General features: G+C 63.3%; 12 protein-coding genes. 10 read left to right on the forward strand and 2 right to left on the reverse strand.

Annotated elements, in window-relative coordinates:
• Nucleotides 1–81: 81 nt before the first annotated feature.
• The 7 genes from EIH27_RS04305 (at nucleotide 82) to EIH27_RS04335 (ending at nucleotide 6,443) form a co-directional block, all read left to right on the forward strand.
• Complete coding sequence (locus tag EIH27_RS04305) at nucleotides 82–1,584, forward strand: ABC transporter substrate-binding protein (RefSeq protein ID WP_124039704.1); 1,503 nt, start codon at nucleotides 82–84, stop codon at nucleotides 1,582–1,584.
• 174 nt (nucleotides 1,585–1,758) lie between these two features.
• Entirely contained in the window at nucleotides 1,759–2,814 is a 1,056-nt protein-coding gene (locus tag EIH27_RS04310) for an ABC transporter permease (RefSeq protein ID WP_206424879.1), read from the forward strand.
• Nucleotides 2,811–3,638 carry an ABC transporter permease gene (locus EIH27_RS04315; RefSeq protein WP_124039705.1) on the forward strand — a complete coding sequence of 276 codons (828 nt, stop codon included), beginning with the start codon at nucleotides 2,811–2,813 and terminating at the stop codon, nucleotides 3,636–3,638. Before EIH27_RS04310 ends, EIH27_RS04315 begins: the two co-directional genes overlap by 4 nt.
• Nucleotides 3,635–4,411 (forward strand): ABC transporter ATP-binding protein, encoded by a 777-nt coding sequence (locus EIH27_RS04320; RefSeq protein ID WP_124039706.1) that lies wholly within the window; start codon nucleotides 3,635–3,637, stop codon nucleotides 4,409–4,411. Before EIH27_RS04315 ends, EIH27_RS04320 begins: the two co-directional genes overlap by 4 nt.
• 8 nt (nucleotides 4,412–4,419) lie before the next feature.
• Nucleotides 4,420–5,166 (forward strand): ABC transporter ATP-binding protein, encoded by a 747-nt coding sequence (locus tag EIH27_RS04325; RefSeq protein ID WP_124039707.1) that lies wholly within the window; start codon nucleotides 4,420–4,422, stop codon nucleotides 5,164–5,166.
• The gene (locus EIH27_RS04330; RefSeq protein WP_124039708.1) at nucleotides 5,163–5,870 is read left to right on the forward strand and encodes a tyrosine-protein phosphatase; all 708 of its coding nucleotides are present in this window, start codon (nucleotides 5,163–5,165) and stop codon (nucleotides 5,868–5,870) included. The genes EIH27_RS04325 and EIH27_RS04330 overlap by 4 nt, the downstream gene beginning before the upstream one ends.
• 9 nt (nucleotides 5,871–5,879) lie before the next feature.
• The gene (locus EIH27_RS04335) at nucleotides 5,880–6,443 is read left to right on the forward strand and encodes a DUF4232 domain-containing protein (RefSeq protein WP_124039709.1); all 564 of its coding nucleotides are present in this window, start codon (nucleotides 5,880–5,882) and stop codon (nucleotides 6,441–6,443) included.
• A gap of 15 nt (nucleotides 6,444–6,458) precedes the next feature.
• Here EIH27_RS04335 and EIH27_RS04340 read toward each other — a convergent pair whose 3' ends face one another.
• Nucleotides 6,459–7,202, reverse strand: coding sequence for an SDR family NAD(P)-dependent oxidoreductase (locus EIH27_RS04340; RefSeq protein ID WP_124039710.1), 744 nt, complete (start codon nucleotides 7,200–7,202; stop codon nucleotides 6,459–6,461).
• Nucleotides 7,203–7,368: 166 nt separating this feature from the next.
• Between EIH27_RS04340 and proC the strand changes: the two genes are divergently transcribed.
• The 3 genes from proC (at nucleotide 7,369) to EIH27_RS04355 (ending at nucleotide 12,918) form a co-directional block, all read left to right on the forward strand.
• Nucleotides 7,369–8,154 (forward strand): pyrroline-5-carboxylate reductase, encoded by a 786-nt coding sequence (gene proC, locus EIH27_RS04345; protein WP_124039711.1) that lies wholly within the window; start codon nucleotides 7,369–7,371, stop codon nucleotides 8,152–8,154.
• 122 nt (nucleotides 8,155–8,276) lie between these two features.
• Entirely contained in the window at nucleotides 8,277–10,931 is a 2,655-nt protein-coding gene (gene valS, locus EIH27_RS04350) for a valine--tRNA ligase (protein WP_124039712.1), read from the forward strand.
• A gap of 142 nt (nucleotides 10,932–11,073) precedes the next feature.
• The gene (locus tag EIH27_RS04355; RefSeq protein ID WP_124039713.1) at nucleotides 11,074–12,918 is read left to right on the forward strand and encodes an AMP-dependent synthetase/ligase; all 1,845 of its coding nucleotides are present in this window, start codon (nucleotides 11,074–11,076) and stop codon (nucleotides 12,916–12,918) included.
• A 121-nt stretch (nucleotides 12,919–13,039) separates the two neighbouring features.
• Here the strand turns inward: EIH27_RS04355 and clpX are convergent, their stop codons facing one another.
• A complete protein-coding gene (gene clpX, locus EIH27_RS04360; protein ID WP_124039714.1) occupies nucleotides 13,040–14,299 on the reverse strand; it encodes an ATP-dependent Clp protease ATP-binding subunit ClpX in 1,260 nt (419 codons plus the stop codon).
• Nucleotides 14,300–14,586 lie beyond the last annotated feature (287 nt).

The following is a 14,586-nucleotide window of genomic DNA, read 5'->3' on the forward strand; positions in this document are numbered from 1 at the left end:
CACAATGACCCGGGTAGAGTTCCACGCATTTCGGACGCACTTCTCACGCGCCGCGGATTGCAGCTACAAAGGAGTATTTTCATGCGTAAACAATTCATTGCGGCGGCAGCCGCACTGATGCTGAGCTTGGCGGGATGCGCGGGAGGCAATGGTGCCGGGAGCGCATCGGCGTCGGCGGATCCGGACGCAACCGTAGCGATCGGCTTCCTTCTGGAGCCCACGGGGCTCAACCCCACCTCGGTGGCCGGCGCCGCCGTGGACCAGGTACTGGTGGACAACGTGTACGAGGGCCTCACGCGCATCAGCGACGATGGTCAGGTGCAGCCGCTGCTGGCCAAGAGCTGGGAGGTAAGCAAGGACGGCCTCACCTATACGTTCCACCTGCAGGAGGGCGTGAAATTCCACGATGGCTCCGATTTTGACGCGCAGGATGTGGTGAGCTCTCTCACGAATGCGGCGGCGCCCAATTCACTCAATCCGGACGCGAAATTGCTCAGCGCTTTTAAGAGTGCCCAGGCCGTGAATACCCATACCGTCACCGTCAGCCTCTCCAAGCGAGACTCCACCTTCCTTGAAACGCTGGCACGCCGGGGCGGACTCATTATTCCCTCAGATAACAAGGTAGACCTCGCCAAGAAGGACAACGGGACCGGCCCCTATACGCTCGGCAAGTGGACCACGGGCAGCTCTATCGAGCTCAATCGCTTTGACGGATACTGGGGACAGCCCGCCAAGAACAAGGTGGCCCTCTTCCGCTACTACAAGGACCAGACCACGGCAGCGAACGCGCTTTCCTCTGGTGAGCTGGATATTTACACCCAGTTCGATTCCGATCTCATCAAGCGCTTCCAGAATGATCCAAATGTGACCACCACGGAGGGCACGGACCAGGCGTGGATGACGCTCGCCTACAACGACGCTCAGCCGCAGCTGGCGGATCAGCGCGTGCGCGAGGCCCTCCGTGAGGGCGTAGATAAGGACGGCCTGCTCAAGGTGCTGGACTCGGCCTATGAGCGGATCGGCTCCATGTCTAACTCCGGGGATCCCTGGAACGATGATTCACTCCTCAAGATTGACGCCTACAATCCGGATCACGCCCGCCAGCTGCTCAAGGAGGCCGGGGCGGAGGGCCTCACGCTCACGCTCAAGGTGCCCACGGTCTACTCCCCGTCCATCGCCGAGTACATTCGTTCCCAGCTTGCAAAAATTGGTGTGACCGTCAACATTCAGTCTATGGAATTCGCCTCCTGGCTCACCGATGTGTATCAGAACCGCAATTTTGACATGACGATGGTGCTGCACACGGATCCGTGGACACTGACCTACTACGCAAACCCCAATTACTACTGGGGATACAACAGCCAAACGGTGCAGGCGGCCGTCACCGACGCGCTGGAGGCGGCCAGCACGGAGGAGCGCAATACCAAGCTCAACAAGGTTGCGCATCTGGTCTCTGAGGACGCCGCCTCCGACTGGCTCTACTCCCCGAAGGCCGTCACGTTCTCCGTGGCGGGCGTCAGCGGTTTCCCGGTGAATCGGACCACCGCCTTCTATCCCGCAGCCGGCATCGAGGTGGCGCGGTAGGGTGCGAGGCCGAGGTGCCGCCTCGTCCGACGTCGGTACGTTACGTAACGTCGGTGCGCCACGTAGGACCGCGGCACCGGCACGGTTACTCATGCACTGCACGAACGCTCACATGTTGTGTCGGACCCAACGGCCATAATGTGAGTGCAGCATACGGACGCGCGAGGAGAGCTCATGAGTAACGTGCCTCAGACCGTGCCGGAGGATCACTCCCCCGGCACGGCGCTGGAAACCCCTGCCAGGCGAGAGGAAAAACTGGCCCGCACGCACTCCCGGTCCTGGAGGATCATGGCGTCCAACGTGGGCTGGGCCATCGTGGCCGTTTTTATCGCCTCCCTGGTGATCTTCTTCGCTCTCCATATCCTCCCGGGTGATCCCGCCTCAATTTTGGGCGGCACGGACGCCACCCCGGAGCAGATTCAACGTATTCGTGTGAAGAACGGGTGGGACAGGCCCATCATCATTCAGTACCTGGCCTGGCTAGGCGGTGTACTCACCGGCAACTTCGGGTCCTCACCATTCTCCGGGCATTCGGTCACCGCGGAGTTAGCCCAGAAACTTCAGATCACACTTCCACTGGCACTCATGGCGCTGGTAATGGCCGTGATTCTGGCACTCCTGGTGGGCGTATTTGCGGCCGCTCATTCCCGGTCTGTGTGGGGGCACGTGGTTTCCTGGCTTTCCCAACTGGGCATTGCGGTGCCCACGTTTGTGCTCGGACTGGCGCTCGTCGTCCTGGTTGCCATTCCTTCCGGTGGCGCCATTCCGGCAACAGGATTCCCGCGCACCGGCTGGGCAGATCCGGGTGCCGCACTCCTATCGCTGCTCCTACCGGCCATCACGCTGGCTATTCCCATGGGCGCGGGGCTCACGCGATTCGTCCGAAGCGCCGTGCTGGAGCAAATTTCTCAGGATCACATGCGCACGGCGCTGGCACAGGGCACCTCGTGGCACCGCGCCGTCTGGGCGCAGGCGCTGCGGAATGCGTGGCTCCCGATTATTGCCGTCGCGGCATTGGACGCCGCCGGACTGCTCATGGGCACCGTCGTGGTGGAGCAGGTATTTGCGCTGCCCGGTGTGGGGCAGTCAATCGTGGCGGCAGTATCTAACCGCGACATTGTCACCGTACAGGGCTTCCTTATGGTTCTTTCCACGGCCATTATCGTCATCATGCTGCTGGCGAATCTGCTCGCCCGCCTTCTTGACCCGCGCGTGAGGATTCAATCGTGAGAACACTCCGCAACCTTCTTCGAAACCCATCCGGGGCAATCGGCGTCGTACTCACGGGGCTGCTCCTACTCGCGTTCCTTCTCTCCTTCCTCTGGACCCCGTACGGCGTAGAGGACGTGGATCCGGCCGCCTCGTGGGCGCCACCGTCCACCCAGCATCTCCTGGGCGCCGATAACCTGGGCCGCGATGTTTTCTCCATGATGCTGGTGGGTAGCCGCGTGACGCTGGAAATCTCGGTGGGGGCGGCACTGATTGCACTGGTTCTCGGCCTGCTGCTCGCCTCCGCGATCGTCTACACCCGGCGGCCGTGGAGCGTGCTATTCGAGCGGCTCACGGATGTGGGGGTGGCCTTCCCCATCCTCATCGTCGCGCTCATCATCGTCACCGCATTCGGCGGATCCACCGCCTCCTCGATGGTGGCCATCGGCCTGGGATCCACACCATCGATGGCCCGCGTGGTGCTACCGGAACTTCGCCGCGCCACCAAGGCGGATTACGTGCTGTTGGCCGCCGCCAGCGGAGCCTCACGCCCGTGGATTCTCTGGCGCCATATTTTCCCTGATCTCACCCCCACCCTCATCGTGGCCGTCACCCAGATCATGGGGACGGCAGCGCTCGCGGAGGCCGGGCTCTCCTATTTGGGCCTGGGCACGCCGCCGCCCACACCGTCATGGGGGCGAATGCTCTCCGCCTTCCAGCAGTACATCTATACGCGCCCGCAGGTAATTTTTGTGCCCGGCCTGGCCATTGTGGCCGTCATTATTGGCTTCAATCTCCTGGGCGATGGACTCAGGGATGTCCTGGACCCGAGGAGTAAAAAGTGAGCCTCTTGACTGTCAAGAATCTGCGCGTGGCATTTGACGGGCAGGAAGTGGTGCACGGCGTCTCCTTCAGCATCGAGGCAGGCGAACGCGTGTGTCTGATTGGCGAATCAGGCTCCGGGAAATCGGTGACCGCGCTGGCCATTGATGGTCTCCTCCCGCCCAATGCCAGCGTGGAGGGATCCATCACCCTCGGCGGCGACGAACTCCTCGGTGCCGGCGAGCGCACCATGCTGGGGGTGCGTGGAAAACGGATCGGCTTTGTATTCCAGGAGCCGCAGACGGCCCTCAACCCGGTGGTACGCATCCGCACCCAGTTGGTTGCCGCGCTGCGTAACCATACCCATCTTCCCCGTTCCCAGTGGCGCGAAACGGCGGTGGAATTAGCGCAAAGCGTGGGTCTCCCGGATCCGGAACACATCGTGGATCGCTACCCGCATGAGCTTTCGGGCGGGCAGCGCCAGCGCGTGGTCATTGCCATGGCCATGAGTGTCCATCCCGAACTACTCATCGCGGATGAGCCCACCACGGCGCTGGATGCCACCGTCCAGGCCCGTATCCTGCGCCTCATGATGGCCTCTACCGCTCAGGCGCACACGGCCATGCTCATGATTACGCACGACATGGCGGTGGCCGGGCAAACGGCCACGCGCCTGCTGGTTATGAAGGATGGACGTGTCATTGAGGCGGGAACCACCGCCGAGGTGCTCCGGCACCCGCAGCATCCCTACACCGCAAACCTTGTCAACGCCGCCCGCACCCTGAGCCTGAGTTAGGAGAGCCCATGGATCTATTCACCCTGGAGCACGTCTCCAAACGCTACGGGGATACCGTGGCGCTGGCCCCGGTGGATCTCACGGTCACCGAGGGCCGTTCGCTCGGCATCATCGGAGAATCAGGCTCGGGGAAAACCACTCTCACCCGGCTCATGCTTGGCCTCTCCGTCCCCAGCTCTGGCACGGTGCGCTATCTCGACCAGCCTGTGGTCCCGGGCCGCTATGGCCCCAGCCGCCTTCGCCGCGAGGTGCAGCTGGTGCTTCAGGATCCGTTCGCCTCGCTCAACCCGCGTATGACCATCGGCCAGATCATCGCTGAGCCGCTCCGTCTCCTTCACGTTCCCGGGAACCGGCGTGAGCTTGTCCGCCGCGCCATGAAGGAAGTGGAACTCGATCCCGCGTGGGCCTCCCGCTACCCGCATCAGCTCTCGGGTGGGCAGCGTCAACGCGTGGCCATCGCCCGCGCCATTGCACCGAATCCGCGCGTGCTCATCGCCGATGAGCCCGTCTCCGCGCTTGATGTCTCGGTCCGCGTCACCATCCTCGCGCTACTGCGAAGCCTCAAGGAGCGCATTGGCCTCACCCTCGTTGTTGTCTCCCATGATCTGGGTATCGTGCAGCATCTGTGCGAGGAGACCATGGTGCTGGTGTCGGGGCGCTGCGTGGAACGTGGCACCACGGATCAGATTCTTCATCGCCCCGTTCATCCCGCCACCCGTGAATTGATCGCGGCCGTTCCGTCCCTGCCGCTATGACGCTGTTTAACGTGCACACACTGGCGGGCATGCGCGTGGCTAATGGCGTGCTGGCGCCGCATTCTCTCCTGCGTTCGTCGGCACCGTTTCGCGGCGGCAACAACGTCGATCCTCTACTGGCCGCGCGGGTGCACGGCATCGTCGATCTGCGCGATCACGCCGAGGCCGCCGTATCAGAACCGTGGGATCGCAGCCGTTTCGACGTGCGTGAAGTACCCGTATTCGCCGATCAGCTGAACGCGGTGGCGTGGGAGGGACTACCGGACCTCTACCGGATTATGACCATCGGGTTTGGTGCCCAGTTAGCCCGAGCGGTGGACACGGTGGCGGAACTGGCCGCTCACGGCGCCGTTCTCATTCACTGCACGGCCGGGAAAGATCGCACGGGCGTGGTGACGGCTCTGATTCTTGCGCTCCTCGGGGCGGATCGGGCCGCCATTGAGGACGATTACACGTGCTCCACCGGGATGCTCGGCGCGGACTACCTGGCGGCGCTACTTGGCGGCGGTGAGATTCCGGGCGAAGCTGCCCACCGCGCCTGCGTGGCCCCGCTTCCTGCGCTCCATGCCGCGCACGACGTCGTTGCGGCCCACGGCGGAACGCTCGCCTACCTGCTGGCCCACGGGTTAGATAGGGACACACCCACCCTGTTACGCGAGCGGCTGGTGGTGGACACCGGCACGGCTGAGGAAGCCCCGCGATAGGCTGACGGCGTGAAAAAGTCCTGGTTCTTTGTGCCGCTGGCCTGTCTGCTCGCGGCCTGCACGCCCGCGACCGGCGGCACGTCGGCGTCCACCAGCGTGTCCCCCACGACAGCTAGTGCAACGTCCACCGCGGCGTCGCCCGCAACGCCAACGCCGGTACCCACCACAGCGGGTGCCGCGCAGCTCGTAGCATCAGTGGCCCCCGCCGAGGGCGGCGGGGCTGCCGGTAGCTACGGCTACACGGTGACGCTCACCAACCGGGGCGGCGAAACAGCCACCATCATGGCGCCCGTCATCGCGTCGCTGCGTGACGCCACGGGCCGCAATCGCTCAAATACGGTGACCCTCGATTTCACGCGGGGCATGCCCACCGCCACCGTGGCGCCCGGCAGCTCCGTGAGCGCCACGCTCATTGTTACCAATGCTCAGAACGTGGCCGATTGCAATCCCCGTGTTGCCTCCAGCCTGGCATTGGAATCCGCATCGGGTACGTACTCGGCGTCGCTGGATGGCCTCAATGTCTACGGGTGCTGGGGCGGCATCGGGGATCTGCTTTCCGCGCCCGCGCAGTAGCACCGCCGTCCAGCCCTACTTGCGCGCCACGGTCCACGAGTTTGCCTGCGCCACGGGACGAATCACCAGCGAATCGATGTTCACGTGCTTCGGACGCGTGAGGGTCCACGCAATGGCATCCGCAATGTCCTCAGCCACCAGTGGTTCGGCAACACCCGCATATACCTTGGCCGCGGCCTCCTCGCTGCCCAACCTCCGTTTGGAGAACTCCTCGGTTTTCACCATTCCCGGGCGGATTTCGATGAGGCGCACGGGTTCACCCACCAGCTCAATGCGCAGGGTGTCCTTAATCATGCGTTCGGCATGCTTGGCGGCCGTGTAGCCGGCCCCGCCCACGTAGGTTTCCTGCGCCGCGGTGGACGTGACAAACACGATGTCGCCGCCCTGCTTGCGCAGCCCGGGCAGCAGTGCCCGGGTCAGTGCCACCGTGGCGAGCACGTTAATGCGGTACATCTCCAGCCAGTCGTCCAGCCTGGCTTCTGCTACCGGGTCCTGGCCGCGAGCACCACCCGCATTATTCACCAGCGCGGTGATTCCGCCCCCATTCAGTACATGGGCCACCAGCGCATCCACATCCGCCTGAACCGTGAGGTCGGCCGGAAATATGTCCGCACCCGTCTCCGCCGCCAGTTTCTGAAGTCGGTCCGCTCGCCGCGCGGTGGCGATCACATTGAAACCCTCAGCCGTGAGCCTGCGCGCCGTCGCCTCACCAATTCCTATACTCGCGCCCGTCACCAGGACACGTCCGCGCTCCGCCATGATTCCTCCTTCGCCTTGCTGCCCCCTATCCTGCCAGCCCCGCACGGGCCGTGGTGCGGGGTACCCGGGTCACGCGGCGTGGGTGCACGCCGTGGGTGGTCATCACGCGGCGCGCACCATCGCCGCCGGCCTGGCCCCACGGCGCGCCCGGCGTTAGTGTGTCGCCATGATCGGATTCATTGGTATTGGGCATCTGGCCGGCTCGATCGCGCGCGGCCTCATCGAAGCGGGTACGCCCGCGGATTCCATTCTTGTTACGGCGCATCACCGCTCCACTGCGGAGGCCTTTGCGGCCCAGACCGGCGTTCTCGTAGCACACTCCAACACGGACCTTGCCGAGCGCTCGGACATCATTGTCCTCGCCGTTCCGCCGAAAACCGTCCCCGGCGTGCTTGACGAGATTCGTGCCGCCGCCCCGCACGCGGTCCTCGTGTCAACGGCGGCCGGCGTGAGCATCGCCTCCATGGCCGGGCACCTCGAGCCCTCTCAGCGCGTGGTCCGCTCCCTGCCCAACGTGGCCGCCAGCGTCCGCCAGTCCATGACCGCTTTGGCTCCCAATTTCGACGACGCCGCTGCCCTCGCCCCCGTACGCGAACTCTTCGAGGCCGTGGGTGCGGTTGAAGTGGTGCCAGAATCCCAGTTCGCTGCGTTCTCCGCCATCGCGGGATGCTCTCCGGCCTTCACGTTCACGTATATCGATGCCCTCGCCCGGGCAGCCGTCAAGCACGGCATGACGAAGAAGGTGGCCACGCGGGTGGCGGCGCAGGCCGTGCTCGGCGCCTCCACGATGCTCATGCAATCGGACGCCTCGGCCGCTGATCTCGCGGATACCGTGCAGTCTCCGGGCGGCTCGACGGTGGCGGGCGTCGTGGCGCTGGAGCAGGCTGGTTTTGGCGCCGCCACCGTGGCGGGCGTTGAGGCCTCCATCAAGCGCGACGGCGAATTGGCGTAAGGCGGGCTGCGTACGGCGTCGTCGTCCCACAGGCTTCGACGCCGACCGCCCACACCCCGGCCGTGCTCACCTCCACGTCACGAAGCACCGTTCCCTCCCTGGAAACGTGTAAGAATGGCGCCATGACTGATTTCACCGAAAAATCCGCACTCCTCGATCACACGGAGGTACCGGATCGCGCAAGCCTGGAGGGCCTCGAGGATAAGTGGGGCACCAAATGGGACGAACACCAAACCTACGCATTCAATCGTGATGTGAACCGGGAGGACGTGTATTCGATCGATACGCCGCCACCCACGGTGTCCGGCTCGCTCCACATCGGCCACGTATTCTCCTACACGCATACGGACGCGATGGCGCGTTTCCAGCGTATGCGCGGCAAGGATGTGTTCTACCCGATGGGGTGGGATGACAACGGGCTCCCCACGGAGCGTCGCGTGCAGAACTACTACGGCGTACGGTGCGATCCGTCACTCCCCTATGACCCAGACTTTGTGCCGCCGCACGACGGCGGGGATGGCAAGTCCATCAAGTACCGGGATCAGCAACCTATTTCTCGGCGTAATTTCATTGAGCTGTGCTGGAAACTAACCCGGGATGATGAGAAGCAGTTTGAGGCGCTGTGGCGCCGGCTGGGCCTGTCCGTGGACTGGGCGCAGCGTTATCAGACCATCGGCGAGAAGGCGCAGCGCGTAGCCCAGCAGGGCTTCCTCCGTAACCTGGAGCGCGGCGAGGCGTACCAGGCGCAGGCTCCTGGCCTGTGGGATGTCACTTTCCAGACGGCCGTAGCACAGGCAGAGCTCGAATCTCGTGAGTATCCGGGCGCCTACCACGCGCTCGCATTCCACGCCGAGAATGAGGATGTAGTGATCGAGACCACGCGTCCCGAGCTGCTGCCCGCCTGCGTGGCCCTCATCGCCCATCCGGATGACAAGCGCTATCAGCACCTGTTTGGCACCACCGTGCGTACGCCTATCTTCGGCATGGAGGTGCCGGTGCTGCCCCACCCGCTCGCGGAGATCGATAAGGGCGCCGGTATCGCCATGTGCTGTACGTTCGGCGATGTCACGGACGTGACCTGGTGGCGTGACCTCAAGCTGCCGCTGCGCCCGGTACTGGGCAAGAACGGACGGATTCTGGCCACCACACCGGAGTGGATTCAGGATGCCCACGGCCGCGAAGTGTACGAGGAAATGGCCGGGAAAACCACGTTCTCGGCCCGTAAGGTACTGGTGGACGCGCTCAAGGAGTCCGGCGAAATGCTGGGCGAGGCCAAGCCCACCTCCCGTATGACTAACTTCTTCGAGAAGGGCGATAAACCCCTCGAAATCATTCCGTCCCGCCAGTGGTACATCCGCAACGGTGGCACCTCCTATATTGAGGAGAACGGAAAGGAACTGCGCGCGAACCTCATCGAGGAGGGCAACACGCTGGAGTTCCACCCGGACTTCATGCACGTCCGCTATGACAACTGGGTGAATGGACTGAACACGGACTGGCTCATTTCACGCCAGCGCTTCTTCGGCGTCCCGCTCCCCGTGTGGTACAAGGTGCGCGATAACGGGGACGTGGATTACGACGCCGTCCTGGTCCCCACCGAGGAGCAGCTTCCGGTGGATCCGACGGTGGATGTGCCGGCGGGATATACCGAGGAGCAGCGCGGACAGGCCGGCGGTTTCGTCGGTGAAGTAGACATTATGGACACGTGGGCCACCTCCTCGCTTTCCGCGGAGATCGCCACCGGGTGGCTGACGGACGATGATCTGTTCAAGAAGACCTTCCCGATGGATGTGCGCCCGCAGGGCCAGGACATTATCCGTACCTGGCTGTTCTCCTCGGTGGTGCGCTCCCACCTCGAATTCGGTGGCACGCCGTGGAAGCACGCGGCACTGTCCGGCTGGATTCTGGATCCGGACCACAAGAAGATGAGCAAGTCCAAGGGCAATGTGGTAACCCCCATCGGCCTGCTGGATAAGCACGGTGCCGATGCGGTGCGCTACTGGGCGTGCTCGGCGCGCCTGGGCGTGGATGCCACCTTCGATGAGCAACAGATGAAGATCGGGCGCCGCCTGGCTCTCAAGGTGCTCAACGCCTCCAAATTCGCCTTCTCCATGGGTGGGGATCAGGTGGATCTGGATGCCTCACACGTGACACTGCCACTAGACCGCGCACTGCTGGCCCACCTGGCGGATGTGGTGGATGAGGCGACAGCCGCGTTCGAGGGCTACGATCACACCCGCGCGTTGGAGGTCACCGAGACCGCGTTCTGGACCTTCACCGATGATTACCTGGAGTTGGTCAAGGACCGCGCCTACGGCGAGGGCGCGGGTGCTGATTCGGCGCGCGCCGCCCTGGCCATCGCCGTGGATACCTTCGTGCGTCTCCTCGCACCATTCCTCCCCTACGCCACCGAGGAAGTATGGCATTGGTATCGCACAGGTTCCGTGCATCGCGCCCCCTGGCCGGCCTCCGCGCCACTGCGCGAAGCCGGCCAGGGTGAGGATCCGGCACTGCTGGACGGTGCCGGGCAGGCACTCACGGCACTGCGCGGAATCAAGAGCGCCAATAAGGTGTCTCAGCGCACCAGTTTCGCCCATGTCACACTGAAGGTGCCGCGCGACCGCATGGAGCTGCTGGAGGCGGTACGCCCTGATCTGGTGAGCGCGGCGCATGTCCGTGACGCACTCACTTTCGAACCGGCGGACGCGGAAGCGCTCACAGCCGGCGACTACCTTCTGGATCCGCCGCAGCCGAAGAAGCCGCGCGAGAAGAAGTAGGGCAAGCATGCTCGGATGACGAAAAGTGGGACGTATCTACTCGGTGCGTCCCACTTTTTATACCTGTGGCGCTATCCTGAACCTACGCAACCGTAACTTAGCGGTCCCGGCACCCATCGTGTCGGGGAGGTGAAAGGCAACCATGTCAGAATACAAACGGCCGGTCAGCTTCCGACCCGGAAAAGTGCACATTACGGATGACATGACCATTCCGTGGCTGTTCCGGAAGATCGCCGCGGAATCTCCCGACCATGTAGTTATTAACGTCAAATCCGAGTACGGCCAGTGGGTGCCGATCACCTGGAGCATGTTCGCGGAGGATATTCGCGCGGTGGCGCGCGGGCTCGTGGCCCAGGGCATTCACCCGGGCGAGCGTATCGCGATCATGTGTCACACGCGCTACGAATTCTCCCTGCTGGATCTCGCCTGCTGGTCGGTAGGTGCGATGCTGGTACCGATCTACGAGACGGACCCCACCGAGGAAGCCCGCTTCATTATCAACGATTCCCACCTGGAGATGGCCTTCGTTGAGGACCAGAACATGTACTCCACGCTCGCCCCCATGCTGGAGGACGTGGACTTCTTTAAGCGCATTGAGGTCATCAACGATGATGCCCTCACGCGCATTAAGGCGGCTGGTTCCGAGGAGCAGGACGCGGAGATCGATCGGCGTATCGCCGCCATGAAGGCGGATGATCTGGCCACCGTTATTTACACGTCAGGCACCACGGGGCGTCCCAAGGGCGTGATGATTTCTCACCGCAACATGCTTCAGGAAGTGTTCAACGGCCCGCTCGATACGGACCTAGGCAATGTGGTGGATACCGGTCACACGCGTACGCTCCTGTTCCTCCCGATGGCGCATGTATTCGCCCGCTTCATCAACCTGGTGTCCATCTACACCGGTGCCGTGGTGGGCTACGCGTCGAACGCGCGCACGCTCATCAATGATATGCAGACGTTCAAGCCCACCTACGTGCTGGCCGTGCCGCGCGTATTTGAGAAGATCTACAACGCGGCGGACGCCCAGAACACCGGCTGGAAGCAGAAGTTGTTCCGCTACTACGCGAAGGTAGCGATTCGTTATTCTCAGGCGCTGGACACGAAGGAGGGCCCCTCCCCCGCACTTAAAGCTGCCCACGCGGCTGGCGAGGCACTGGTGTACTCCATGATCCAGTCTCTGTTTGGCGGCAACCTCACCTACTGCGTTTCCGGTGGTGGCCCGCTGGGCCAGCGCCTTGGCCACTTCTTCCGCGGCGCCGGTATCACGATTCTGGAGGGCTACGGTACCTCTGAAACCTGCGCTCCGGCGACGGTGAACCTCACCGCCGAGCAGCACATCGGTTCCGTTGGACCCGCCTACCCGGGCACCTGGGTGGGTATCGCCGAGGATGGCGAGGTGCTGGTGAAGGGCGATTCGGTCACCACGGGCTACCTCAATGATCCGGAGGCCACGCGTGCCGCCTTCACGGAGGATGGCTGGTTCATGACGGGCGATCTGGGCCGCCTCGATGAGGACGGCTACCTGTGGATCACCGGCCGAAAGAAGGAAATCATCGTGACGGCCGGCGGCAAGAACGTGGCCCCGGCTCCGCTTGAGGACCGTCTGCGTGGGCACCCGCTCATCTCCCAGGTGGTGGTAGTGGGTGACAAGCGCCCGTTCATCGGCGCGCTGGTCACCCTGGACGCGGACATGCTGCCGGTGTGGCTGAAGAACAAGGGCATTGAACCCATGTCCGTCGATGAGGCGCGTCAGGATCCGCGCGTGCTCGCGGCGCTCGATCGGGCCGTGAATTACACGAACCAGATCGTCTCCCGCGCCGAATCCATCCGCAAGATCGTGATCCTGCCGATGGACTTCACCGTGGAGAATGGCTACCTCACGCCGTCGCTCAAGGTGAAGCGCAACCTGGTGCTGCGCGATTTCGCGGACGTTATCGACAACGACATCTACGGCGAGAAAAAGAGCAGCCTGCAGGAAAAGTAGTGGTGCGACGCCGGGGCGGCCTATCCGCCCCGGCACGTTTTTCTGTTTATCCTGCGCGGGCAGAACGGTCGCCCCCAGAATCGCCGCACCCGGACGACGTCGTTCAGGTACGCCCCCGCTACTAGGCGCGCTTACTTCCCACGGTGCCGAGCATTTCCACCGCGGCCTCCCCGCGCACGGCATCGCCTGTTACCACGACCTCCGAGATGTCGCCACGGCTGGGCACCTCAAACATCGGGGCGGCTAGCACGCGCTCGAGAATGGAGCGGAGCCCACGTGCGCCGGTGCCGCGGGCCATCGCCTCCTGCGCAATTTCGCGAAGCGCATCCTCCCGGAACGTCAGCCGCACCCCGTCCAGTTCAAAGAGCTTGACGTACTGCTTGACCAGGGAGTCCTTAGGCTCGGTGAGAATCCGTACCAGATCATCCTCATCCAGCGCGTTAACGGTGGCGACCACGGGCAGGCGTCCCACCAGCTCAGGAATAAGGCCATATCTGTGCAGGTCCTCGGGCTCTACCTCGGCCAGCAGGCGCGGAGAGGCCTCGATATCCCGTAGATCGCTGCCAAAACCGATACCGCGCCGGCCTATCCGCGTGGAGATGATTTCTTCTAGCCCCGCGAATGCACCCGCGCAGATGAACAGAATATTGGATGTGTCGATTTGGATGTAATCCTGCTGGGGATGCTTGCGGCCGCCCTGCGGTGGAACAGCGGCCACGGTGCCCTCAATGATTTTTAGGAGCGCCTGCTGTACGCCCTCCCCCGACACGTCACGTGTGATGGAGGGATTCTCGGATTTACGGGAAATCTTATCGATCTCATCGATATAGATAATGCCCATCTCGGCGCGCTTCACGTCATCATCAGCCGCCTGAATGAGGCGAAGCAGAATATTCTCCACATCCTCACCCACGTAGCCGGCCTCCGTGAGCGCGGTGGCATCCGCGATAGCGAACGGCACATCAAGCATGCGCGCGAGAGACTGCGCCATGTAGGTTTTACCGGTACCGGTGGGGCCCAGTAGAAGAATATTGGACTTGCCGAGGTGAACCTCCGCCTCCCCGGAGTGTGGTTTGGCAACCTCGCGGAGCCGCTTGTAGTGGTTGTACACGGCCACGGCGAGCGTACGCTTGGCGGCCTCCTGGCCTACCACATACTCGGAGAGGAACTTATAAATATCCTGCGGGGTGGGAAGGCTGCCCAACGAGAAATTCGCGGATTCTTCCTTCCCCAGTTCCTCTGCAATGATCTCGTTGCACAGGTCAATGCATTCATTGCAGATGTAGACGCCGGAGCCGGTGATGAGCTTCTTGACCTGACGTTGTGACTTCCCGCAAAACGAGCACTTCAGCATGTCCGCGGCATCAGCAGTTCGCGCCATAATCTCCTCTTCCCGGCCGCGCCCCACATGGACGCCCTTTCATTCCACACCTTTTTCGCCGCGGCGTCACCTATCAGTTCCGGCGTGTGCACAGCGCGGACGGATGGGGATCTGTGCACACCCGCACGGACGGCACTGACAAGACACGCCCCGTCATTGCCCTCCTTCGACCCTGCCCCGGCTATCCGGGCGCGGTAGAGCCTTATCGGTCGTCTCTTGCGCGTCCGTTGGGGTGGCTCCGCGCACGGTAGGGCCACCTCGGGGAACGCTACATTGACGACCTCAAA

This window comes from Neoactinobaculum massilliense (assembly GCF_900604955.1).
In the GTDB taxonomy this organism is placed as follows: domain Bacteria; phylum Actinomycetota; class Actinomycetes; order Actinomycetales; family Actinomycetaceae; genus Neoactinobaculum; species Neoactinobaculum massilliense.